This window comes from Bacillus sp. 2CMS4F, from assembly GCF_023161785.1.
Classification (GTDB): domain Bacteria; phylum Bacillota; class Bacilli; order Bacillales; family Bacillaceae; genus Bacillus; species Bacillus halotolerans.
Genome location: NZ_JALNTO010000005.1, coordinates 1 through 24258 on the forward strand (window position 1 = coordinate 1; position 24258 = coordinate 24258).

The 24258-nt window shown below is 44.1% G+C and carries 25 protein-coding genes and 2 pseudogenes; 17 read left to right on the top strand and 10 right to left on the bottom strand.

The genetic code is table 11. The features are described from left to right. Positions 1-212, bottom strand: a pseudogene (locus MTN95_RS09345) (IS3 family transposase); the annotation flags it as partial. A gap of 302 nt (positions 213-514) precedes the next feature. On the opposite strand from MTN95_RS09345, the gene MTN95_RS09350 reads away from it, so the two are divergent. The 7 genes from MTN95_RS09350 (at position 515) to liaR (ending at position 6460) form a co-directional block, all read left to right on the top strand. Next, positions 515-1783, top strand: coding sequence for an MFS transporter (locus tag MTN95_RS09350; RefSeq protein ID WP_248337935.1), 1269 nt, complete (start codon positions 515-517; stop codon positions 1781-1783). Between the two features lie 162 nt (positions 1784-1945). Beyond that, entirely contained in the window at positions 1946-2326 is a 381-nt protein-coding gene (liaI, locus tag MTN95_RS09355; protein WP_095714047.1) for a cell envelope stress-induced membrane anchor protein LiaI, read from the top strand. A 26-nt stretch (positions 2327-2352) separates the two neighbouring features. Then, positions 2353-3033, top strand: a complete 681-nt coding sequence (gene liaH, locus MTN95_RS09360; protein WP_024122802.1) for a stress responsive protein LiaH — start codon at positions 2353-2355, stop codon at positions 3031-3033. A 99-nt stretch (positions 3034-3132) separates the two neighbouring features. Further along, positions 3133-4005 (top strand): LiaG family protein, encoded by an 873-nt coding sequence (gene liaG, locus MTN95_RS09365; RefSeq protein ID WP_105991590.1) that lies wholly within the window; start codon positions 3133-3135, stop codon positions 4003-4005. 34 nt (positions 4006-4039) lie between these two features. Beyond that, on the top strand, positions 4040-4768 hold the full coding sequence (liaF, locus tag MTN95_RS09370; protein WP_044159076.1) for a LiaRS two-component regulatory system accessory protein LiaF: 729 nt from the start codon (positions 4040-4042) through the stop codon (positions 4766-4768). Then, positions 4765-5847 carry a two-component system sensor histidine kinase LiaS gene (gene liaS / locus MTN95_RS09375; RefSeq protein ID WP_106295659.1) on the top strand — a complete coding sequence of 361 codons (1083 nt, stop codon included), beginning with the start codon at positions 4765-4767 and terminating at the stop codon, positions 5845-5847. The genes liaF and liaS overlap by 4 nt, the downstream gene beginning before the upstream one ends. After that, complete coding sequence (gene liaR / locus MTN95_RS09380) at positions 5825-6460, top strand: two-component system response regulator LiaR (RefSeq protein WP_024122798.1); 636 nt, start codon at positions 5825-5827, stop codon at positions 6458-6460. The genes liaS and liaR overlap by 23 nt, the downstream gene beginning before the upstream one ends. Positions 6461-6467: 7 nt before the next feature. On the opposite strand, the gene gerAC is transcribed toward liaR, so the two are convergent. From gerAC to gerAA, 3 genes are read right to left on the bottom strand one after another with little or no spacing between them, the layout of a single operon-like run. Then, positions 6468-7589 carry a spore germination receptor protein GerAC gene (gene gerAC, locus MTN95_RS09385; protein WP_248337938.1) on the bottom strand — a complete coding sequence of 374 codons (1122 nt, stop codon included), beginning with the start codon at positions 7587-7589 and terminating at the stop codon, positions 6468-6470. Beyond that, entirely contained in the window at positions 7586-8683 is a 1098-nt protein-coding gene (gerAB, locus tag MTN95_RS09390; protein ID WP_202853393.1) for a spore germination receptor protein GerAB, read from the bottom strand. The genes gerAC and gerAB overlap by 4 nt, the downstream gene beginning before the upstream one ends. Further along, positions 8652-10100 (bottom strand): spore germination receptor protein GerAA, encoded by a 1449-nt coding sequence (gerAA, locus tag MTN95_RS09395; RefSeq protein ID WP_105991595.1) that lies wholly within the window; start codon positions 10098-10100, stop codon positions 8652-8654. Before gerAA ends, gerAB begins: the two co-directional genes overlap by 32 nt. A gap of 117 nt (positions 10101-10217) precedes the next feature. Here gerAA and MTN95_RS09400 point away from each other — a divergent pair, with 117 nt between their 5' ends. Beyond that, a complete protein-coding gene (locus tag MTN95_RS09400; protein WP_010331829.1) occupies positions 10218-10403 on the top strand; it encodes a YvzF family protein in 186 nt (61 codons plus the stop codon). Between the two features lie 66 nt (positions 10404-10469). Then, entirely contained in the window at positions 10470-11858 is a 1389-nt protein-coding gene (fumC, locus tag MTN95_RS09405; protein WP_248337940.1) for a class II fumarate hydratase, read from the top strand. 37 nt (positions 11859-11895) lie between these two features. Here the strand turns inward: fumC and MTN95_RS09410 are convergent, their stop codons facing one another. Then, positions 11896-12771, bottom strand: coding sequence for a TetR/AcrR family transcriptional regulator (locus MTN95_RS09410; RefSeq protein ID WP_248337942.1), 876 nt, complete (start codon positions 12769-12771; stop codon positions 11896-11898). A gap of 168 nt (positions 12772-12939) precedes the next feature. Here MTN95_RS09410 and spxO point away from each other — a divergent pair, with 168 nt between their 5' ends. Then, positions 12940-13104, top strand: coding sequence for an anti-adapter protein SpxO (gene spxO / locus MTN95_RS09415; RefSeq protein WP_003221681.1), 165 nt, complete (start codon positions 12940-12942; stop codon positions 13102-13104). Positions 13105-13131: 27 nt separating this feature from the next. On the opposite strand, the gene cssS is transcribed toward spxO, so the two are convergent. Together cssS and cssR are read right to left on the bottom strand one after the other, a co-directional pair. Continuing rightward, on the bottom strand, positions 13132-14487 hold the full coding sequence (gene cssS, locus MTN95_RS09420) for a two-component system sensor histidine kinase CssS (RefSeq protein WP_105991596.1): 1356 nt from the start codon (positions 14485-14487) through the stop codon (positions 13132-13134). Then, positions 14484-15161 carry a two-component system response regulator CssR gene (gene cssR / locus MTN95_RS09425; RefSeq protein ID WP_105953858.1) on the bottom strand — a complete coding sequence of 226 codons (678 nt, stop codon included), beginning with the start codon at positions 15159-15161 and terminating at the stop codon, positions 14484-14486. Before cssR ends, cssS begins: the two co-directional genes overlap by 4 nt. A gap of 275 nt (positions 15162-15436) precedes the next feature. Between cssR and MTN95_RS09430 the strand changes: the two genes are divergently transcribed. Next, positions 15437-16798 (top strand): S1C family serine protease, encoded by a 1362-nt coding sequence (locus MTN95_RS09430; protein WP_248337944.1) that lies wholly within the window; start codon positions 15437-15439, stop codon positions 16796-16798. Positions 16799-16838: 40 nt separating this feature from the next. Here the strand turns inward: MTN95_RS09430 and mrgA are convergent, their stop codons facing one another. After that, the gene (gene mrgA / locus MTN95_RS09435) at positions 16839-17300 is read right to left on the bottom strand and encodes a Dps family protein (protein WP_024122790.1); all 462 of its coding nucleotides are present in this window, start codon (positions 17298-17300) and stop codon (positions 16839-16841) included. An 89-nt stretch (positions 17301-17389) separates the two neighbouring features. Further along, positions 17390-18232 (bottom strand): oxidoreductase, encoded by an 843-nt coding sequence (locus tag MTN95_RS09440; RefSeq protein ID WP_227598718.1) that lies wholly within the window; start codon positions 18230-18232, stop codon positions 17390-17392. Positions 18233-18366: 134 nt separating this feature from the next. On the opposite strand from MTN95_RS09440, the gene MTN95_RS09445 reads away from it, so the two are divergent. From MTN95_RS09445 to MTN95_RS09460, 4 genes and pseudogenes are all read left to right on the top strand, one after another. Further along, the gene (locus MTN95_RS09445; protein ID WP_248337946.1) at positions 18367-20151 is read left to right on the top strand and encodes a M3 family oligoendopeptidase; all 1785 of its coding nucleotides are present in this window, start codon (positions 18367-18369) and stop codon (positions 20149-20151) included. A gap of 108 nt (positions 20152-20259) precedes the next feature. Beyond that, positions 20260-20697, top strand: coding sequence for a YusW family protein (locus MTN95_RS09450; RefSeq protein WP_095714038.1), 438 nt, complete (start codon positions 20260-20262; stop codon positions 20695-20697). Between the two features lie 221 nt (positions 20698-20918). Further along, a complete protein-coding gene (locus tag MTN95_RS09455; protein ID WP_024122786.1) occupies positions 20919-21740 on the top strand; it encodes an ABC transporter ATP-binding protein in 822 nt (273 codons plus the stop codon). 27 nt (positions 21741-21767) lie between these two features. Then, positions 21768-22056, top strand: a pseudogene (locus MTN95_RS09460) (YusU family protein). 45 nt (positions 22057-22101) lie between these two features. On the opposite strand, the gene MTN95_RS09465 reads toward MTN95_RS09460, so the two are convergent. Then, a complete protein-coding gene (locus MTN95_RS09465; protein WP_248337948.1) occupies positions 22102-22968 on the bottom strand; it encodes a LysR family transcriptional regulator in 867 nt (288 codons plus the stop codon). 142 nt (positions 22969-23110) lie between these two features. Between MTN95_RS09465 and MTN95_RS09470 the strand changes: the two genes are divergently transcribed. Both MTN95_RS09470 and MTN95_RS09475 read left to right on the top strand, forming a co-directional pair. Beyond that, positions 23111-23851 carry an SDR family NAD(P)-dependent oxidoreductase gene (locus tag MTN95_RS09470; protein ID WP_248337950.1) on the top strand — a complete coding sequence of 247 codons (741 nt, stop codon included), beginning with the start codon at positions 23111-23113 and terminating at the stop codon, positions 23849-23851. Between the two features lie 19 nt (positions 23852-23870). Next, positions 23871-24254, top strand: a complete 384-nt coding sequence (locus tag MTN95_RS09475; protein ID WP_248337952.1) for a tautomerase family protein — start codon at positions 23871-23873, stop codon at positions 24252-24254. Positions 24255-24258: the final 4 nt, after the last annotated feature.

Here is a 24258-nt window from a genome sequence, read left to right on the forward strand (position 1 = left end):
TACTCCGGACCTTTTCCGTAAGTGTATTGCTTACCAACAGGCTGTTCAAATCGATGTGTATCCCCAGCCTTATGCCATCTAACCCATGTCTGAATCTGTGTCTTATTCTTAATTTTTAATTTCTCCATGATCTCTTTCATAGGCACGCCTGCCAATCTCATTTCTACAGCCTTCTGCTTAACTTCAACCGGATAACTCACTCTTGTCCCCATAGAAAAAACACCTCCAAGTCTAATTTCGGCTAACAATCATCCGTTTTCAAACTTGAAGGTGTTTTTTATTTGTCTCATCTTATGGGGTCAGTCCCGTTTCGCGATCGAAACAGCAGCGGATCATAAAAACACATTAATGAAAGCTGGCATTTTCAATACATGCCGGCTTTTTATTTTTTTCATTTTGTCAATTTCCCTTTTTACGACAAAAAATGAACCTTATGAATTATTGACTGAAAAATGGAAAAATGAGATATTGTAACAAAATGATGTAAAAAATAGGCAGTGGGGGGCTCTGATAGATGGTGAGACTCATTGAAAGTGATAGCGTCTGGAAGAGAAATTTCAACTTTCTTTTTTTCTCAAGAATAGTCAAGATTTCCGGCGATATGTTCGCATTTAATTCGATATTATGGTTTTTGATTTTTGACGGTGAAGGTGCGATCGGAACTGCTTTATTGATTGCTGTCACCTTTTTGCCGGAAGCCGTTTTAGCACCTGTGACGGGTCCTTTCATGAAGCAGAATACATTGAAATTCTGGATGTACTTTTCAGACCTGACAAGAGCCGCGGTTGTTTTAATCATTCCGCTCTGCCATTTCGGCGGATTCTCTCCGCTGTGGTTTGTTATGACTCTTATGATTGTGCATTCAGCTACTGGCGCTGCCTACAATCCTGCTTCCATTGCTTTAATCCCTCAAATTGTAGATGAAAAGGGCATTCAAAAAGCAAATGCTGTGCTGCAGTCGTCCGCCCAAATTGTCCGGCTTGGAGCTGTGACACTATGCGGCGCTCTCCTTACGTTTATCAGTCCTTCATATACAATGCTTATGGCTCTCGCACTTTATCTTATTTCTGGTTTTCTTGTTCTCTTTATCAAATACACTGCTGTTGAAACAAAATCGGAATCAGCGGCCGTTGCACAGAGAGGTACATATTTTGGCAGACTGAAACGCGGTTTTGTCCTTGTCAGAAAACACCAAATCTTATATCCGCTCGCTATCTATTGTATTTTTATGAATTTCGCGGCAGCCCCTTGGGAAGCGCTCTCCGCTGTGTATGTTGCGGAGGATTTAAACGGACAGCCGATTGTATATTCGCTATTAAAAGCAACCACCGCAATAGGCGCGTTTTTATTGGGATTTGTACTGACAAAAGTAAAAGTAAACAAGTACGGACTGCTTTTCGTAACGGCAGGCATTATTGAAGGATTCGCTTTCTTTATTACCGGAATGAATACCTTTTTGCCGCTCGTCTTTTTCGCCGCCTTTACATTTGGCGCTGCAGTCAGTGCGATCAACGTTCCTGAGTATACGATTATACAGACATCTGTCGATAGCGAGGACCAGCCGCAAGTTTATGCCGTCATACATATGATCTCAAATATTTCGATTCCGGCCGGCGCTGTCATTTGCGGATATGCCGCAAATGCTTTTGGTTCAGGAAAGGTGATCGCTGCCGGGGGAGTTGTGGAAATTATCGCGGGAATCGGAATCCTTCTGTTTACAAAGCTGGCCAAAGCAGAACAATCCGATTTGGTAAAAGAAAGGGAAGCAAGTGTTCATCTGTAAAGGTTTTTGAAGAAGCCATGCCTCGTGCATGGCTTTTTTTTATGCCGCTGGGTCCGGTGCTGTCTACGACTCTGGTCTTATCCAAAAATCAATCTCTGATTCGTTTTGCTCATCTTCTGTTTTGTATAAGATGAAGACAAGGAAAACGAAAGGAGGATCTGCATGAAGATCAACAAGAAAACGATAGGCGGATTCTTATTAATTGTATTTGGAATCTCCGTCTTTTTTGGGGGAGGCAGCTTCGGATTTATGATTCCGCTTGTGATCGGAGGCTTGCTGACATACGCGGGAATCAAAAGATTCGCAGCGGGCAAAACCATTACAGGTATCATCTTGGGCGGAATCGGGGCGATGATGCTCATTTGCTCACTGCCGTTTCTCGTCGGAATTGCACTCGCAGCCGCTATGGTGTATTACGGCTGGAAACTGATGAAAAACGGATCCGCGGAAAGCGATGTGTCAGGCTTTGATCCTGAGCCAGCTTCTGCCGGCTACCAGTCTCATTTTGATGACGAATGGGAAAATTTCTTAAAGAAAAAATAACACATGATATGAGGAGGAATAACGGTATGGTATTAAAAAGAATGAGAGATATGTTTGTTGCGTCAGTTCATGAAGGCTTGGATAAACTGGAGAACCCTAAGGTGATGCTGAATCAATACGTTCGTGATATGGAAAGCGATATTGCAAAAGCAAAACAAACGATCGTCAAACAGCATACGATTGCCTTTCAATTTAAGAAAAAATATGAAGAAGCAAATGAAGTGGCTGGAAAGCGTAAGAATCAAGCTCAGCTCGCTTTTGATGCCGGTGAAGAAGAGCTTGCGAAAAAAGCGCTGACAGAAATGAAGTATTTAGAGGGAAAGGCAGCAGAGCACAAAGCTTCCTATGAACAGGCAAGCAGCCAGCTGGCTGAGCTGAAAGAACAGCTGGCCACACTTGAAACAAGGCTTCAGGACGTAAAGGATAAAAAACAGGCGCTGATTGCCCGGGCAAACGCCGCAAAAGCAAAAGAGCATATGAACGCGACATTCGACAAAATTGACAGTGAAAGCGCGTATCGTGAATTTCTGCGGATTGAAAACCGAATTGAGGAAATGGAAATCCGCGCTGATTATTCGAAATCAGCGGAAGCCGGCACAGAATCGAGCCGAAGTGAATTTGCAGGTGAAGTAGAAGCTGAAATCGAAAAGATGCGGGAACTCTCATTGAAAAAATCAGATCAAACTTCACATGCAGCAAATGAATAAGCGGGACAGGGAAGGGTTTTCGTCAAGTCCTTCCCTTCCGCGCGTATCAATTCACAGGCTTTTCCTTTATAATAGAATGAATGAGAAGGATGAAAACAAATGAAAAAAATGCTGGGCAAACTGCTGATCATTGCCGGTATTCTTATTTTTTCCGCAGTTGTAATCAAAGACGTGCTTGCTGAAGGTCTTTCATTCATAAACGGCACTGAAGCTGATTCAGCCAGTGCTTCACCGCATGAGATCGAAAGCGTAATCATTGAATCGGATCACAAGAATGTGAAGATCATAGCGGAAGAGCGTAATGACATATCAGCAACCATCTCAGGTGACTCCGGGAAATTGTTTGTGGCTGAAAAGAGAAGAAAGCTGGAGCTGACGGCAAAGGAAAAAGAATTTCAATTTTTGAATGGATTTCATCGCTCTTCTCTTGTCGTCCGCATTCCATACACGTACAAAGGCGGTTTGGTTGTGAGAACATCAAGCGGCGACGTGTCTGTAGCCGGTAACAAACATCTCACGCTTTCCGAGCTGAACGCAGCATCTGCAAGCGGAAATATGGACGTAACGGGTATCCGCCTTCAGGAGCTGAAGATGAAGGGCTCTTCCGGGGATGTGTCGATATCAAATACACACGCTAAAACAGCCGGCATCCGCTTAACTTCAGGCGACGCAAACTTGGACGGTGTTTCAGGCTCACTTGATGTACGGATGACATCAGGAGACTTTCGTGCGGATTTAGAAAAGGTAGCAGGCTCTTCAGCTGTCACATTAACGAGCGGTGATGTGAATCTGGAGCTTCCCGAAAACGGCAGTTTCAAAGTCAATGCGGCTTCAGAGAGCGGAAGCGTCAGTTCGGCGTATCCATTTGCTGATACAGCACATAAAGATCATCATCAAATCACAGGCTCACATGGAAGCGGCCAGCATCTAGTCGATATTAAAACAGACAGCGGGGATGTAGCGATACAGTAGCATCTGGCAGACGAAAGGAGGCGGAACAACCAGAATGACAAAAAAACAGCTTCTTGGACTTATGATTGCTTTATTTGGCATCAGTATGTTTTTGCAAATTATCGGAATAGGCGATCTGCTGTTTTGGCCGCTCTTTTTTCTGATTGCCGGCTATTTTTTAAAAAAATACTCCCGTGACTGGCTTGGGTCCGTCATGTATATCTTTGCCGCTTTCTTATTTTTGAAAAATCTGTTCAGCATCACCTTTAACTTATTTGGCTACGCGTTTGCCGCATTTTTAATCTACGCAGGCTACCGGCTTGTGAAAGGAAAGCCAATTTTTGAACCGAATGAGAAGCCTATCGACTTAACGAAAAAAGAAAAACAGTCCGAGCCTCCTAAAGATGTGAAACACCCTGACATGCGAAGCTTTTTTATCGGCGAGCTGCTGATGATGAAGCAGCCGTTTGATCTGAATGATTTAAATGTATCGGGTTTTATCGGCGATGTGAAAATCGACTTGTCAAAAGCGATGATTCCGGAGGGAGAGAGCACGATTGTCATCAGCGGAGTGATCGGAAACGTTGATATTTATGTTCCATCAGACCTTGAAGTGGCTGTCAGCTCGTCCGTTTTTATCGGCGACATTAATCTGATCGGCTCGAAGAAAAGCGGATTAGGCACAAAGGTATACGCCGCGTCTTCTGATTTCAGCGAGTCCAAACGCCGGGTAAAGGTATCCGTCTCCCTATTTATCGGTGATGTGGATGTGAAATACGTATGAGAAAAAAACTGCTTGCCAGTCTCCAGTGGCGCGCCATTCGCATGACAACGGGAATCAGTCTGCTCCTTTTTGTCTGCTTGATTTCTTTTATGATGGTTTACTATCGGCTCGATCCGTTTGTGCTGCTGTCGTCAAGCTGGTTCGGGATTCCGTTTATCTTGATTTTGGTGCTGATCAGCCTTACGATTGGTTTTGCGTCAGGCTACATGTACGGCAACCGGCTGAAAACAAGGGTCGATACATTGATCGAATCGATTTTAACATTTGAAAACGGTAACTTCGCTTATCGAATACCGCCGCTCGGGGACGATGAAATCGGGCTTGCAGCCGATCAGCTGAACGAAATGGCGAAGCGGGTTGAACTTCAAGTCGCTTCCCTCCAAAAGCTTTCAAATGAACGGGCTGAATGGCAGGTGCAAATGAAGAAATCAGTCATTACAGAAGAACGCCAGCGATTGGCAAGAGACCTGCACGATGCTGTCAGCCAGCAGCTCTTTGCGATATCCATGATGACCTCCGCCGTATTAGAACACGTAAAAGATACGGATGATAAAACTGTGAAACGGATCAAGATGGTAGAGCACATGGCGGGAGAAGCCCAAAATGAAATGAGGGCGCTGCTGCTCCATTTAAGGCCAGTGACGCTCGAAGGGAAAGGGCTGAAGGAGGGTCTTACGGAGCTTTTGGACGAGTTCCGGAAAAAACAGCCGCTTGATATCGAGTGGGACATACAGGATACACCGATTTCCAAAGGAGTAGAGGATCATTTATTCAGGATCGTACAGGAGGCCCTTTCGAATGTATTCAGGCATTCAAAAGCCTCAAAAGTATCCGTCATCCTCGGCGCAAAGAACAATCAGCTGCGGCTGAAGGTCATTGATAACGGAAAAGGATTCAAGATGGGCCAGGTAAAAGCGTCATCCTACGGATTGAATTCGATGAAAGAACGTGCAAGCGAAATCGGCGGAGTTGCCGAGGTAATTTCGGTTGAAGGAAAAGGCACACAAATCGAAGTAAAGGTTCCGATTTTCCCGGAAGAAAAAGGAGAGAACGAACGTGATTCGAGTATTGTTGATTGATGATCATGAAATGGTCAGAATGGGGCTCGCCGCATTTTTGGAAGCACAGCCCGATATTGATGTCATCGGTGAAGCATCTGATGGCAGCGAGGGTGTACAGCTTGCTGTTGAATTAAAGCCTGATGTGATTTTAATGGATCTTGTCATGGAAGGCATGGACGGCATTGAAGCGACAAAGCAAATTTGCCAGAAGCTTTCCGATCCGAAAATTATTGTGCTCACAAGCTTCATTGATGATGACAAAGTGTACCCGGTCATTGAAGCGGGAGCGCTCAGCTACTTATTAAAAACGTCAAAAGCGGCCGAAATCGCTGATGCGATCCGTGCCGCAAGCAAGGGAGAGCCAAAGCTTGAATCAAAAGTGGCGGGGAAAGTATTATCCCGGCTGCGCCACTCCGGCGAAAACGCGCTCCCGCATGAATCCCTCACGAAACGGGAGCTTGAGATTCTCTGTTTGATTGCAGAAGGAAAAACAAATAAAGAAATTGGCGAGGAGCTGTTTATCACGATCAAAACAGTCAAAACCCACATCACCAATATTTTATCAAAGCTGGATGTCAGCGACCGGACACAGGCAGCCGTCTACGCACACCGCAATCACCTCGTAAAATAGGCGTCCGTTATTTGGACGCGCCCTTCGTTCCGAAGTCTCTGACGACCACATTGACCTGGTAGTCTATTTCCGCATCGCTGAAATAATGATCATCCCATTTTCTGGCTATCTTTTTCCACTTTTGAGGATAATGAATTCTGACCTCGTTTCCCAGCCCGGTGACATCTGCTTTGATATCTTTCTGCAGTTTGTCTGTAATAAATGCTGTTACTGTTTCTTCTAATCGTTTTTCGACTGTTCTTTCAATATCTTTGATATATGAATCCTTAAACGAATCTTCATCAGGATTCCAGTCCTCGGATAAACGCCCTTCAATATTGCGTGTGACGGTGAATGTAAACTTTCCGTCCTTGTAGGATGTCTTGATCTTACGATTGCTGGAGTACACTTCGTAAGAAAAAAGATTGCCATTATGCCTCATATCAATGACGCCACCTTCGACAGTGCCTGTAAATAAGTTGATATTTTGAACTTCAACCGGTGTTAAATTCCGGTTCCATAATTTATCTTTGATGATAGTGGCCCCGTTTATCGCGAGTTTGCCGTTTTCCTTACCGACATGAGGGATGAGGAACGAATCGTCAGAGGTCAAGTGTTCTGAGATCTCCCCCAATGTAACAGGCTCCATCATTCTGATCGTGACCGCATTATTCTCTGTCAGATCGTAAATCACATTGGATGCGGGTTCGCCTTGATCATTCATTTTAAATATATCCTTAGTTCTGTCATCGGTGACAAAGACGTATGAACTCCTCCTTGTTCCGTTGTCTCTGACAAACTGGTTAATGATCGCGTCCATTCCAATATGATCCGCAATCACGCTCTTGGAAATCAGAATGAGACGCAAATGCTGTGAAAACGTAGGGTTATGCTTTAATGCAGATGTTCTCATCATTTGATGGACCGTTTCACCCTTTGTGATAGCAAGCTGTGTCGGGTCAGATGAAGAGCCTTCTTTGGAGCTGATTTTTTTCGGAACGAGAATCTGCTGTGTCAGTTCTAAATTTTTATCATCCGGCTTGTCTAAGCCAACACCAATGATCAGGCTTAATTCCTCAATATTCCGGCTGTCCCAGCATCCGGTCAGCAATAGGATACATATGAACATACTTAAAATCCGGATTTTCATTTTGCTGTAATCCTCCTTTTGAGAGCTACAATGAAAAACAGAATGAAGGGAAGCAGAAACAGGCAGACGAAAATGTACCCCAGATAATCGCTGTACATCATGACCTGATTGGAGTCATCCGGCCATAAAGAAAAATAATAGACAGCCGCACCGATGAGCACCATGCTTTTTTTAGTCGATAATCCAAACGTCTTCTTCAGCCCGTTAGCGGCAAAATACCCGTAAATGACAAACGTTGTGAAAAACTGAATAATCCAGACGATCAGTAAAAACGATTCAAACCGTTCAATGAATATGCCTTTCAGCTCAAAAGACTGAAAGAGAGAAATGGTCGGCCAGATCAGCGTTTTTACCTCAGGAGCTGTCAAAGCCCCGACAACGATGATATACGTCAGGATATATAAAATAATCGGAATCAGAAAGCCAATAGCCGCGTATCTGAATGTGTATTTCTTTTTTTTCATATGTTCAGGAAGAAACAGCATCACTTCCATTCCTAAAAATGAGATCGAAACAACAGTAAGGGAGTTCGCAATGGGGCCCAAGCCTTCACCTAAAACAGGGCGCAAGTTATTGATGTCAAAAATTTTAAAACTGATCCCAAACACAATCAGCAAAATAATAATCGTAACCGTTAAATAAAAGGGAAACAGCCGCGAAACATCACTTAGCCCCCCAACGATTAAATAGATGCCGCAGCAGATAAACGTTATAATAATGACCTGAATCGGCGTTCTCTCCAGCAGGAAAAACTTCACCATTTCAGCCATCGCCCTGGTTTCAAAACTGGCCACGCCGATAAAATAGCAGGAGATCAAAAGCCCGATGATGCTGCCAATCCATTTCCCAAGGCCTTCCCGCAAATACTCAAACAGTGAGGGATATTGATGTTTTTTCTGAATGAGCGTGTTTAAATAAATGAAAAAAATAAAAATGACACCTTCTAATATCAGCGAGATCCAGCCGTCAGGAGTATTACCCCTACTGGTCAGCGCTCGGGGCAATGTTAAAAGACCGGCACCGAGCATTGTATTTGCAACAACAGAAATACCTTGAAAGGTATTAAGTTTGAGTGGAGTCTGTTTTTGGCTCATTTGGATTATTCGCCTCTTTTGGTTTGTTTTTAATTGGGAGACGGATAATGGAATCCTCTGTATTTTTCAGGCTGAAAAATCCATTTGGCGAAAAATACGGAGATCCAAAGCTCGTTTGTCTCGTAAGGTGCGTATAAATGACCAGCATAAATAAAATAATCCCGTACAGCCCGAGTATTGCGGCGGAAAACATCGAAATAAAACGCAGCACCCGGAAAGACAGCCCCATTCCGTATTGGGGAACGGTAAAGGATGCTAGGGCAATGACACTGACGACAATAACCATAATCGAACTGACCAGATTCGCTTCTACCGCTGCCTGTCCGATGACTACGCCCCCGACGAGGCCGATCGTTTGCCCGAGCGGATTGGGGAGACGCAGCCCGGCTTCCCTCAGCAGCTCGATGGTTACTTCCATCAGCAGGGCTTCAAATATCGGCGGGAACGGCACGTTTTCCCTGTTTGCTGAAATTGTGACGGCGAGCGCGGTCGGCAAGAGCCCTTGATGGAATGACACGAGTGCGATATAAATTGATGACAAAAACAAGGTGATAAATATAGAAGCAAAACGCAGCGACCGGATAAGGGATGCCGAGATCCAGCGTTCGTAGTAATCATCCGGAGATTGCATCAGTATACCGAGTGAAACCGGCACCAAAAGCACAAATGGGGAACTGTCCACCAAAATCGCAACCCGGCCGTTGAACAGGGCGGACGACACTTTATCGGGCCTTTCCGTATTTTGAATTTGCGGAAATGGCGAGTATTTATTATCTTCAATAAGTTCTTCTAGCGTTCCGCTGTCCTGGATATCCTCCAGTTTGATATTGTTAAGCCGCGCTTTTACTTCTTTCACAACGGACTTTTTTGCTTTGCCTTCAATGTACATCATCGCCGCCGGCTTCAGTTTGTTATCGCCAATCATGATTTTTTTGGTAATGAGTTTCGGATGAGAGGTCCTTTGCCTAATCAGAGCAAGATTTGTGTCGATATCCTCCACAAACGCAACCTTTGGTCCGCGAACCACTTTTTCAGTCGTCGGCTCTGCCAGGCTTCTTGTTTGTTTCTTTCCTGTGGACAGGATATAGACTTTATTGAGTCCATTAACAAACACCGCACAATTGCCGCTGAGAATCTCCTTAACCGTTTTTTCTGCCGTTTCTACCGGCCTTGCGTCAATTTGGTCGAGGCGTTTTTTGACCTGCTCAAGCGTCAGCGTCTCCTCGTCCTTGATTAAGGTTTTGATCGATTCTAAAACCTTCTGCTGGTCATTCAATTCACTAAAGTAGAGATAGTAAAAAACAAGTCCGTTCGCCAGCATTTTTTTATTTTTCACCAGATCATCGTTTTCTTTTAATTTTGGAAGCACCAATGCTAAATTATCGTGTATATATTCCTTAAATTCTGTTTGTTCCAACGAGGTCACCTCTTGTCCAAAACCTTAGTAGAGGTTATCTTTTCCTGTTAAAAAAATGATATACTGTGTTACAGTATTTTATGGCAGAAGTTTTTTTATGAAAGCGGAGGATATGAAGTGGCACAGGTAAGACTTGCAGGAAAACAAGAAGAAATAGAACAGCTCATTAAATCATTTGAAAAGCATTACGATGTCTCTTATACATCAAGGGAGTACGGACGAACGAATCCGAAGTACAAATATTCAAAGGACTCCCGCGTATATCTTGAATTAAAATTAAAATCTGCCAAGATCGAAAAATAAAAAGGATTTTTTATATCACTGGCGAATTTGATCTATTGAAGCAACCGTTATGGAGGGATACATAAAATGGACTACAGAATTGAAAGAGACACCATGGGAGAAGTAAAAGTTCCTGTTGATAAATTTTGGGGCGCCCAAACACAGCGAAGCAAGGAGAACTTCAAGATTGGTTCTGAAAAAATGCCGATGCGTGTTGTGAAGGCGTTTGCAATATTGAAACGCAGCACGGCGATCGCTAATAAACGCCTGGGCAATCTAGATGCGGAAAAAGCGGAAGCCATTGCAGCAGTTTGTGATGATGTGCTCAAAGGTAAATACGATGATAACTTCCCGCTTGTTGTATGGCAGACCGGAAGCGGCACACAAAGCAACATGAACATGAACGAAGTGGTGGCCAATCGCGCGACTGCGTTATTAAAAGAAAAGAACTCTGATCAAACGATTCATCCAAACGATGACGTTAACCGCAGCCAAAGCTCAAACGATACGTTCCCGACAGCGATGCACGTTGCTGCCGTTTTATCTGTCTATGAACAGCTTGTGCCTGCGCTTGATCAGCTTCGCAATACGTTAGACGAAAAAGCGAAAGCATACAATGATATTGTGAAAATCGGACGTACGCATCTTCAGGATGCCACACCTCTGACTCTTGGACAGGAAATCAGCGGATGGGTGCACATGCTCGATCGTTCGAAGGAAATGATTTTAGAAGCGACAGACAAAATGCGTGCGCTTGCAATCGGAGGTACAGCTGTCGGAACAGGAATCAATGCTCACCCGGAATTTGGAGAGCTTGTTTCAGAGGAGATCACGAAACTGACAGGTCAAACGTTTAACAGCTCGTCGAATAAATTCCACGCGCTGACAAGCCATGACGAAATCACATATGCACACGGCGCTTTAAAAGCTCTTGCCGCTGATTTAATGAAAATCGCAAACGATGTCAGATGGCTTGCGAGCGGACCTCGCTGCGGCATCGGAGAGATTGTCATTCCTGAAAATGAGCCTGGCAGCTCCATTATGCCTGGAAAAGTGAACCCGACACAAAGTGAAGCACTGACGATGATCGCAGCGCAAATTATGGGGAACGATGCGACAATCGGCTTTGCCGCAAGTCAGGGGAACTTTGAACTAAACGTATTTAAACCTGTGATCATTTACAACTTCCTGCAATCCGTGCAGCTGCTGAGTGACGGAATGAACTCCTTCCATGATAAGTGTGCTGTCGGTATCGAGCCAAATAAAGAAACGATTCAGGAAAACTTGTCGAATTCTTTAATGCTGGTTACGGCGCTGAATCCGCATATCGGATATGAAAACGCCGCAAAAATTGCCAAGCTTGCCCATAAAGAGGGATTAACGCTGAAAGAAGCGGCTTTGAAGCTTGAATTGCTGACAGAGGAACAATTTAACGAAATGGTGAAACCGGAAGATATGGTAAAACCAAAGGCGTAATAGAGAAAAAACGGCTGCTTGTAAAGCAGCCGTTCTTCTAAATATATTGCTGTTTCAAGAGATATGTAAGCTGCTCGGCATCTTCTGCGAGAGCTTCCGACTCCATCAGATTATGGATCATTCCTTTTATGATCACCAGCTTCGGTGTTTTTTTCTTCATTTCTGCTTCAAGTATGTCCAAGCTCTCCGATAATTCAAAAGAGGAGTTTGTGTTCAAGCTTTTTATTTTTTCACGAAGGCTTTTCACAATCGATTCAGTCAGCGGGTCAGGCCGTCCGTGAGACAGGGGCCCGAATAAAGAGCTTGCTTCTTCTAATGTAATGAAAGGCTCATCGTTTCGTTCAGACATGCCTTTGACCATATCATCAATTCGGTTAATAACGATATCTGCTAATTGATCCGGCTTCACAGTATACCCGAGCAAAATCATGCATTCCAGGTAAATCTGGCTGATTCCTTCTATTAGAAAACAAAGCTCCGCTGTATAAGGTTCTGCTTTCTCTCCATATATGTTTAACAGACTGTCAATGTGAAATTGAAGGGAAGTCTGTCGGATTTTTTTCGCGTATTGCTCTACTTCATCCGTATAAGGCAGAGAACCTTCCTTCATCTGCATTGTAATAAAGTCTTTGTGTTCAAGGATGTTTTCATAGAACACGGTAAGCTGCTTGCGGTAAGCTGTTCTGGGACTGTCGCCTTTCGTTTTAATATTTAAAATACGGGTAAACGTTTTATCATAATAGTAATTCAGCATAGACAAAAGCAGCGCTTCTTTAGAAGGAAAATAAATATAAAAAGCGCCTTTAGAAATTTTGCATGCTTTGGCAATTTCCTGAACCGATGTTGAGTTATATCCTTTTTGGGCAAACAGTTTAATGGCTGTTTCAAAAATCAGCTTCTCTTTTTCCTTCAAATGGTTCCACCCTTTCGGAGCCTGAGGCCTACATAGGATATGACCATATAGTCATACCGTACGTTATAAATTTAACCTTATTGTAACTTGTTTTTTTATCATGTATTATTTATATTATAAATTGAGATGACCGAACGGTCAAAGCTCAAGCGAAAGGGTGAATCTGAAATGAGAGAATTGGACGAAATGATCAGCCGCTTGCGAAACAGAGGAATTAAAGTGGAAAAAGTCAAATATCCGAAGCAGACGTTGTCAGAGAAAAAATGGGTTCATCAATGCAAACAGCCGCTCAAAACAAATTACAGAGATTTTAACGGCTACTCTTTCACATAAAAAATAGACTGCAAAAACATCTACAGTCTATTTTGGCACTGCTATGCGGTATGTTACACCCGTTTTGTCATTTTCAATTGAGATAGACGCCTTATGAAGAGTTAAAATACGTTTTACGATGCTGAGACCAATGCCGAATTCGCCTTTCTTCCCTTTATTAAAAGGCTCATAGAGGCTGGAAAGCATCTCATCTTCAATATGCGGTCCGTCATTTTTAATGGTGATAAAGATATTCCGATCATCTTGTTTCATGATGATTTCAATCTTTGTTGCGGCATAGCGGATTTGATTTTCCAGTATGTTCTCCAGAAGCTTGTTCCATTGCTCGGGATCACCCGGCATGAGAATGTCTTCTTCTACATCAATTCCCCATGATAATTCTTTTCGCGCCCATTTCAGTCTTTCAATGACTTCTTCTGTCACTTCCATAATACTGAATGTTTCATGTTGTACTTTTTGCTTAGATAAGTAATCGAGCTTTGTTAAATATAATAAGTCTTTTATTTTTTTCTCCAGCTTAAGGGCTTCGCCTTCAATGACATCTACTGTATTTTCAAGATCTCCTTTAGGAAAAATCCCATCTTTAATGGATTGGGTATATCCCCTGATCACCATAACCGGTGTTTTTAAATCATGAGAAATATTTTGTAAAAGGGTTCTTTCTGTTTCATCCTTTTGCACGAGCTTTTGGCGCATCTCTTCAATAGTATGGCCCAATTTGCCGATTTCATCTTTCCGATCCACTATGACAGGATCATCCCAATCCTGTTCTGAAATCCGTTTGACGTGCTTTTCAAACGAAACGAGAGGCCTTGATAAATATTTCGCAAGCCAAATCGCCGGAATCCAGCTTAATAAAATGACAACCGCTATAATAAACAGCAGCTGTTTGAACAGGGTGAAGGCCAGATCGTCCCGATAAGAATCAAGTGCATAGGACAGCATCATGGCGGATTGCCCGTTGACGGAAAGTCCCTTCTTAATGACAAAAAACACTTTTTCGCCATTGATTTCAGCGCTGTACCGTTTCTTTTTGGCATCCTGTTTATCAGCCAGCTGGTATACCTTATGGATAAATGCGGACGACAGGATTCTCAAATCCTTGTCTGACGAAGCCGCTTCATTTTCGGGCAGAAGCACGTGCTGTACAGAGCGCACGGTCGTCGGCGCCGTGGCTTCCTCACTGTAATAGCGCCTTTCGATTGAACCAGGCAGGCGGTACTCAGTCAGAACATGCTGTTCATTTTCAATGGTGGTGTACGTTTCATTGGTGAAAAAATCACGCAGCGTGTTTGAAAATAAAACAAGCAATAAAATTGATATGGCTAACAGGATGCCGGAGATGACAACCCATATTTGAAACGAGAGCGGCTTGTTTTTCATGATGTCATCATCCTGTAGCCAAACCCGTAAATGGTCTCCACTTTGAGTTCAGGCATCTTTTTACGCAGCCTCCGGACAAGATCATCAACAACGCGGTCAGTTCCAAAGTAATCATGTCCCCATACTTTGACGAGAATATCCTCACGGGAATATGGATGTCCTTTATGATGGATAAATAAGAGGAGGAGATCAAATTCCTTCGACGTTAAATTAATCAAATTGCCGTTTTCATCATAGACCTCACGGGCGTCTTCTGCGACCCGATAGGAGGAGACGGCGGTTTCGTTTTTTTGTGCAGCCGGCGCTTCCTTATAGACAAGCTGCAATAGCTTTTGCACACGTATAATCAGTTCCCGCGGGAGAAATGGTTTTGAAATGTAGTCATTGCTTCCAAGCTCTAACCCAAGCACTCTGTCAATATCGGCGTCTCGTGCGGAAATAAAAATGACCGGCACGTCAGGGTCTTTCTCTTTGATTTCTTTTATTAATGTATAGCCGTCAGTATCCGGCAGCATGATATCGAGAATCCACAGGTGGGGAGACGGCGTCATTTTTTTTCTGGCGTCTTCGCCTTTCGTAAAAGATGTAATGTTCCAGCCCTCATTCTCTAAATACTTCGTCAGCAATTCATTCAGATTATCCTCATCCTCAACTAGATAAATGGTATATGACAAGGCTCTTCACATCCTTTCAACGTCATTATAAACTAGTTTTAACATACGGCAGGCAATTTTCATAATTTCACATATTCTTTTCATTTTTATCCCACAATGTTTGTTTATGATGTGTATAAGGGAAGAAAGGAAAAGAAAAGAGCGGGGAAGATGTAGGATGATCAAACATATTCTATTTTGGTGCTTTGCTTTTCTCCTCATTATTGGGACAATTGAACTTGTACATGCGATGAATATGTAACGATAAACGAAAACCGAATAAGGAGTGTATGCATATGGATTACAGACGTGATGACCAGAACGGGGAACAACACACAGAACCTTCACATACAGAAAACCAGAAGCTGATTGAGCATCCTGAACAAGAACTGCTTGATCAGCCTCATTCTGATGAAGCGGGACGAAAAGAAACGGCTTCCGCTTTAGAAATGGAAAAGAAAGAAACAGCTGTAAAAAAAGAAAAGAAGCGGAGAGCCGCATGGCTGAGCCCGATTTTAGGCGGGATCATCGGCGGCGGACTGATGCTTGGCATCGCGCCTTATTTGCCGTCTGACCATAATCAGACGACCGAGACGGCTTCCGCAAATAAACAGGTGCAATCAGACAATTTTACAACGACACCTGTGACAAACGCGACCAACGTGGCTGATATGGTAGAGGACTTAGAGCCGACAATTGTCGGAATCTCAAATATCCAAACCTCTCAAAATAACACATTCGGCACAGAAGGCAGCTCCGGCTCAGAAAGTGAAAGCGGAACGGGGTCAGGGGTCATTTTCAAAAAAGACAATAACAAAGCGTATATCATTACAAACAACCACGTAGTGGAAGGAGCGAATAAGCTGACTGTTACCCTGTACAATGGTAAAACGGAGACAGCCAAGCTTGTGGGAAGCGATACAATTACAGATTTGGCTGTTTTGGAAATCAGCAATAAGAACGTCAAAAAAGTGGCGAGCTTCGGGGATTCTTCGCAGCTGCGCACAGGTGAAAAAGTCATCGCCATCGGTAACCCGCTCGGCCAGCAATTCTCCGGAACAGTGACACAAGGGATCATAAGCGGACTTAACCGGACGATTGATGTCGATACGACTCAAGGTACGGTTGAGATGAATGTGCTGCAAACAGACGCGGCAATCAATCCGGGGAACAGCGGCGGCCCGTTAATCAATTCAAACGGCCAAGTGATCGGTATCAACAGTTTGAAAGTAAGTGAAAACGGGGTTGAGTCACTCGGTTTTGCGATTCCAAGCAATGATGTAGAGCCAATTGTTGACCAGCTTCTTGAAAACGGAAAAGTGGATCGTCCATTCTTAGGCGTGCAAATGATTGATATGTCACAAGTTCCTGAAACGTACCAGGAAAACACACTCGGCCTGTTTGGCGATCAATTGAGCAAAGGTGTCTATGTCAAAGAAGTTCAATCTAATTCACCAGCGGCTAAAGCAGGAATGAAATCTGAGGATGTTATTGTCAAATTAAACGGAAAAGATATCCAAAGCAGTGCGGATATCCGTCAAATCCTATATAAAGATTTAAAAGTCGGAGATAAAACAACAATTCAAGTGATACGAAACGGAAAAACGAAAAACCTGAACGTGACACTGACCAAGCAGACAGAAAGCCTCAGCAGCTAAATAGCAAAAAAGCTGAACCCGAAGAGGGTTCAGCTTTTTTTTAGCCTAAATAAGAGGAAAGCATCCACACTTGTTTTTCGACTTCATCGATTAATCCGACAAACAAGTCTGCTGTCGCATTGTCTTGATTTTCTTCCGCAAGGCCGATGACGAATTTAGACTCGCTGCTGATTTGTTTGTAGTCGTTCACCAAAGCTTGGACCATTTCTGAAGCTGACGTTTCGTTTCCGCCGTCTGTGATAGATGCTTGCTCAGTGTATTCTTTCAAAGTGGCAACAGGCTGTCCTCCGATAGCCAGCAGGCGCTCAGCAATCGTATCCACAGTTTCCGCCGCGTGGTCATACAGTTCTTCAAATTTTTCATGCAATGTAAAGAAGTGAGGTCCTTTTACATACCAATGAAAACGGTGCAGCTTGGAGTATAGAAGAAACCAGTTTGATAATTGGGTGTTCATTGAATTCTCAACTAATGTCAGGTTTGTTTTTGCGTTTTCGGTTTTCATAATCTTACGTCCTCCTTGTGATCTGTTAATTTAATTATACTACGTATTAATTAAAAATCAATACTAAATTATAATAATTATAATTTATATCAACTGAATAGTTTTTTCTTCAGGATAGACTCCCATGCGGACCAAGGAAAAAGCGCTCGGAATAACAGGGTGAGCTTGACGCCTTTCCCGATCGGATAACGCAATTTCTTTAAATGCTGTTTCATCGCTAATTGATAAATGAGATCGGCAACCTCTTGGGGATCTCCGCTTTCATCGGCATTTTTTTCAACATAAGAAAGGATCTTTTTATAGTATTGATGATAAGCTGAATCGTCAGCCGGCACAGTCATGTGATTCGATAACGATGTTGACCAGATCGATGTTTTGTATGAGCCTGGCTCGATCAGAGCGGTTTCAATGCCGAAAGGAAGCAGCTCCAGACGCAGGCTTTCTGAAAACCCCTCCAATGCATACTTGGAAGAGGCGTAAGGCGACAATGCGGGAAATCCGGTTAACCCGCTGATACTGCTTACGTTTATAATCTTTGCCCCGCTATGCTTTCGTATGTAAGGAAGGACGGTTTTTGTGACATTGATTAATCCGAAAACGTTCGTTTCAAATTGCTTTCTGAAATGCTCCATCGGCACATCCTCGATAAATCCTCCGTAAGCTGTACCCGCGTTGTTGACGAGTAAATCAATTGGGGCATACGCACTTATGGTTTTTCCAAAGGCTTCGATCGAGTGTTCATCAGTGACATCGAGAGCGGTGATGTGAATGGAGTCAGCTACATGATGTTTTGCTGCTAAACCGCGCAGCTGTTCCGCTTTCTCGGGCTGCCTTGCTGTGGCAATGACGAAAAATGACTGAGCCAGTTTGACTGCTGCCAGCAGACCGAAACCGCTAGACGCTCCTGTTACGATAGCTATTTTTTTATTCATTTTCCATATCCTCCTGTTTGGCGCTACAGCTATTGTACAATGATGCATAGAGAATGACGCCATAAAAGAAATTTTTATACAATAATTCAGAATTGTTCTATAATAAAATCAAATATGGAAAGGGGTTTTGAGTCATGGGATTGCAAGGGGTAGACAAAACATGGGATCTGGATTCGTTTTTTAAAGGCGGGAGCCAGTCAGAAGAATTCAAGGGATATATTGAAAAGCTGTCACAAAGCCTGCGTGCATTTCAAGACATGACAGATGCATTTGAGGTGCCAGAAACACTTGATGATGCTGGGAGGCTGACCGCATTGCTTGATGCATTTGAACAAAATTCGGTAAAGCTGCAGCAGGCCGGTGCTTTTGTCTCTTGTCTTCAGGCACAGAATATTAGCGATCAGAAGGCGAATGAACATAAATCATTCATGCATCAGCTAGTCGCAGATTTTCAGTCCTCCCTTGTCACATTGGATCATAAACTTGTGGAGATTGATCAAGACGTGTGGGAAGTATTGCTCAAAACACCTGGACTGCGAGAGGTATCATACATATTAAATGAAAGAAGAGAACGGGTTGCGGAAAAGCTCAGCCCTGACAAAGAAAAACTGATTGGAAGCCTTGCGGTTGACGGTTATCATGCCTGGGATGATTTATATCATATCGTTGTCGGAAAAATGACCATTCCGTTTGAGGAAAAACAATTATCTGTCGGACAGGCGGAAAACATGATGTCTTCTCAGGACCGTGATGTCAGGAGAACCGTTTTTGAACGCACCAATCAAGCTTGGGAGCGGGAACAGGATATTTTCAGCAGCACGCTGAATCATTTGGCGGGGTTCCGGCTGGAAACCTACAAAGCGAGGGGATGGGAGGACGTTCTGAAGGAGCCGCTGCAAATCAACCGGATGAAAAAAGAAACGCTGGATACGATGTGGCAGGTCATTACTGAAAATAAGCAGCCGTTCGTTCATTTTCTCAACCGGAAAGCATCCATGCTCGGTCTCGAAAAGCTCGATTGGTATGACGTTGAGGCACCGATTGGGTCTGCCGGGAAGGAATATTCATACGATGAAGCCGCAAACTTAATTGTCAGCCAATTTTCCACGTTTGGCCGAAAGTTGTCCGCTTTTACAGAAAAGGCGTTCCGTGACCGCTGGATTGAAGCCGAGGACAGAAGCGGAAAAAGAGTCGGCGGCTTTTGCACGAGCTTTCCGGACAGCGGGGAATCCCGTATCTTCATGACGTTTTCCGGCAGTGCCTCGAACGTCTCAACGCTTGCCCATGAACTCGGGCATGCCTTTCATCAGGAAGCGATGCTCAATGTAAGGCTGTTAAATCGATCCTACGCCATGAACGTAGCGGAAACTGCTTCAACTTTTGCGGAAATGATTGTGGCAGACGCGACTGTCAATCAGGCGGAGACAAAGGAAGAAAAGCTTGTGCTTCTGGAGGATAAAGTGCAAAGAAGCGTTGCTTTCTTTATGAATATCCATGCGAGGTTTTTATTTGAAACGAGGTTTTACGAGGAACGAAAGCGGGGAATTGTGCCGGCGGACCGTTTAAACGAGCTGATGGAAGAAGCGCAAAAAGAAGCGTTCTGCGGCGCTTTAGGCGAGTATCATCCGCTATTCTGGGCGTCAAAGCTCCACTTTCATATTACGAGAGTGCCGTTTTATAATTACCCTTATACGTTCGGCTATCTGTTTTCTCTCGGTATTTATGCTCTGGCGCTTGAAGAAAAAAACACGTTTGAAGAGAAATATATAGCGCTATTGCGTGATACGGCATCCATGACCGTAGAAGATTTAGCGATGAAGCATTTAGGCGCAGACATCACGAAGAGAGACTTTTGGGAAAATGCCATCAAGCTGGCAGTGCAGGACGCCGAAGCCTTTTTGCAAATGACTGAATCATAAAGGAAAGCCGGGCGCTGAAGCCCGGCTTTTTCTGTTCTTTTCTCTGAATGAGGATTCCATCCCTTGGACATACCTAAAAGAAAGAGAATTCTACAGGGGGGAACCATTATGCATTTGATCAGAGCGGCGGGGGCCGTTTGTCTCGCAGTTGTTCTGATTGCGGGCTGCCGTCTCAATGAAGAACAGCAGCAAGCAGAAGGAGAAAATACGGCAGTTACTCATATGAAATCTGTTCCTTACAGCAATTTCTCGCTTCGCGTCAGCTATGGTGACGGTGAGCATAATCGCTATGAAGGGATATATGAAAAAAACGGAACTCATGAAACAGCAGAAATACAAGATAAGCTCTCAGGCATCAATCAAGAGGGAGAAGAAGCGCTGGATGAGATGAAAATGATTCTGAGCGAGCTATCCGTGACAGATCAAATGGCTGAAAAGGAAGTGATTCACAGTGTGCTGGCGGCTTTTAACCTTGACAGCCACTATGATCATATCGACTTAAAACTGAAGCTTAAGAACGGCGCTGTCAGAGAAATTAAAAAATAATCATGTGCTGAAAAACCCATAACCGCCATTTTTGACCAGAAAACTAATTGAAAATGATTTTCAAAGTCAATGTTTTCTGCTACAATGAGGGATATATGACCATATCAGAGACTGAATATTGTATCACTTGCATTGATGACAATTTACTTACATGCATGTCTATATAAAACGTGCGATACATAGAGCTGCTAAAAAGCCAGCAAAAAGGAGCGGTTAAGGGTATGAGTGCAATTTCTACAGAAACGCTGAGCTTAGGGTACGGGGATGCCGTTATTATTGATGAACTGAATTTAACGATTCCAAAAGGTGAAATTACCGTATTTATCGGCAGCAACGGCTGCGGAAAATCGACACTTTTACGTTCGTTGGCGCGGCTGATGAAGCCGAGAGGCGGTTCTGTGCTATTGGAAGGAAGAGCGATCGCCAAGCTTCCGACAAAGGAAGTCGCAAAGGAGCTTGCCATTCTGCCACAGGGGCCTTCTGCTCCGGAGGGACTGACGGTGCATCAGCTTGTAAAGCAGGGAAGATATCCTTATCAAAACTGGCTGAAACAGTGGTCAAAAGAGGATGAGGCAGCTGTTGAGAGAGCGCTTAAAGCCACAAAGCTGGAAGATATGGCTGACCGCGCCGTCGATTCCTTATCAGGCGGACAGCGCCAGCGGGCTTGGATTGCGATGACGCTTGCCCAGGAAACGGATATTATACTTCTGGATGAACCGACAACGTATTTGGATATGACGCATCAAATTGAAATTCTTGATTTGCTGTTTGAGCTGAATGAGAAGGAACAGCGGACGATCGTCATGGTGCTCCATGATTTGAATTTAGCTTGCCGCTACGCACATCACCTTGTGGCTATTAAAGATAAACAGATTTACGCTGAAGGCCGTCCGGAAGAGGTCATTACTTGTGATCTGGTGCAAAATGTGTTTTCTATGAACTGTCAGGTCACACAGGACCCGCTGTTCGGAACGCCTCTTTGCATTCCTCATGGCCGGGGCAGATGCATTGTCCGGGAAGCGGCTTTCACATCACATGGATAAATAACACGGCTAAAGGAGCTTTCATCAATGAGAAAGCTCCTTGCTGTTTTTTTGAAAGGAAGATGTATAAATGGAACAAAAACTGCAAGAACAGCTGGATGGATTGCTTGAAAAATATACCGAGCTGCTCCTTGGGGAGTCAAATCATGAATTAAAAGAAGAAGTGAAGCAGTGGATCTTGTACACGCATATCGCCAAAAGCATGCCTCCGCTCGCCAAGCATTGGAATACTACATATCCTGACGCAAAGCAGGGCATGAAAGACATCATACAGCATATCAAACAGTTAAACGAAGAGCATCGAAACAAAGAATAGGCTAAAAAAGCAGTCTGCCGCTCATGAACGGCAGACTGCTTTTTGTTATGTGGCTGTTTCATTTGGTGCGAAGGAATCCATAAAGGTACGCAGCGCGCTGCTGATAAACGAATCCTTCCGGAAAATAAACTCCGTTTTCATCTGTCTGAGAGGTTCAGGGAGCGTGTACAATCGGATCGAACCTTCAGACTCGTGTTTTTGTACAACAGTCCGCGGCAGCAATGAGATGCCAAGGCCCGCTGTTACCCCGCCTACAATCGCTTCAAGTGTGCCGAACTCCATAATCACCGGCTGTGTGACGCCGACGGAGTGCAGCCATTTTTCAAGGGTATCTCGGTACGAACAGCCTGTGCTGTAAACGAGAATCGGCTTTGTGATCGCTTCTTCTGCACAGGATACAGATGCAGCGGACACGACTACGGGCTCCTCCTCAAATGCGGGGAGGGACTGAAGCTCAGGATGATTGCATTCACAGCCGATAAACGCTCCATCGAGTTCATACCGAAGAACTTTATCGATTAAAAATTGTGTATGCCCTGTTGTTAAAGACAGCTGTACGTTTGGATACTCTTCATAATACGAAGCAAGCAGTTTTGGAAGCCTGACTGCGGCGGCTGTCTGAGTGGAACCGATCATCAGCTGTCCGCTCGGCTCAGTTGAGGAAGAGAGCGCTTTGGACGCCTCATCCAGCAGCCCGATAATTTTATCCGTATAATCCAGCAGAAGCTTTCCGCTAGAAGAGAGTGTCATCCCTCGATTATGGCGCAAAAAAAGGGTGGTGCCGAGCTCAGCTTCCAATTGCTGAATTCTGGCCGTCACATTTGATTGCACGTAGCCAAGCTGCAGTGCGGCTTTCGTAATTGTGCCTTCACGGGCTACCATTTGAAACACACGCAGATCTCCGCTTTCCATGTTGAATCCCCCGTTCTTTTGATATCAATCTAAATGATATCGAGTATCTTTAACAATCATTATACGTAACACCAAACCTCCATTACAATAGAATCAGCAGTTTAGATTTCAAAATATATGCAAATAACAAGGAGTGGCGGCAATGGATCTTAAAAACAAAACAGCTCTCGTCACTGGGGGCGGCACGGGAATAGGAAGAGCAGCATGCATTGAATTTGCGAAACGCGGAGCGATTGTTGCGGTGAATTATTCACGCTCGCAAGCTGAGGCGGAGGAAACAGCAGAAATCATCAAAAGCGAGGGCGGGCAGGCCGTTGCTATCCAAGCCGATGTATCCAAAAGCAGTGATGTGCAGGACATGGTTCAAGCGATAGTAAAGCAATACGGCACAATTGACGTTTTAATCAACAACGCAAGTATTACTCGGCATATTCCAATGGATGATCTCGACGCCGCGACAGAGGACGTATGGGACGAGTTATATGCGGTCAATGTCAAAGGAATGTTTTTTTGCGCGAGAGCAGCGGCTCCTTTCATGAAAAAAAGCAAGGCTGGGGCGATCGTTAATATCGGCAGTATCGCGGGGTCAACCGGGGCGGGCTCTTCTATGCCTTACGCTGTGTCAAAAGCAGCGGTGCACGGCCTGACAAAATCATTGGCACACGCTTTGGCGCCAGAAATCAGAGTGTGCGGTGTCGCACCCGGAGCTGTCGCGACAAGATGGTGGGCGGGGCGTGAAGAAAAAATGAAAAACATGAGCGGCACTTTGCTGTTGCAGCGAATTGCTGAAGCGAGTGATGTGGCACGGCTGATTTGTTCCGTGCTTGAACAGGAATCCCTGACAGGACAAATCATCACGATTGACAGCGGCCAGACGATGTAAAGAAAGGAGCGCGTGAGAGATGCCATTTATACAGATTCATTTACGAGCGGGGAGAAGCAAAGAATGGCTTCAAAAACTGAGCAGAGCCATTCACCAGTCTATGATCGCAGAAATCAATGTACCGGCTGATGATTACTTTCAAGTGATCCGGCAATACCAAAAAAGCGAATTTTTTTATGATCCGTCTAATTTACAGGTAGAGCGCACAGATGAACTGATTTACATCCATTTTACATTGAAAGATTCAAGAACAACAGAACAGAAGAAATCGTTTTACCATTCAGTGGCAAGCCGGATTCATTCGGAGCTCGGTGTAAGAAAAGAAGATGTGTTTATCATACTGGCCGGAAATCAGGATGAGGATTGGTCCTTCGGAAATGGAAGGGCCCAGATGATCGAATAAAAAA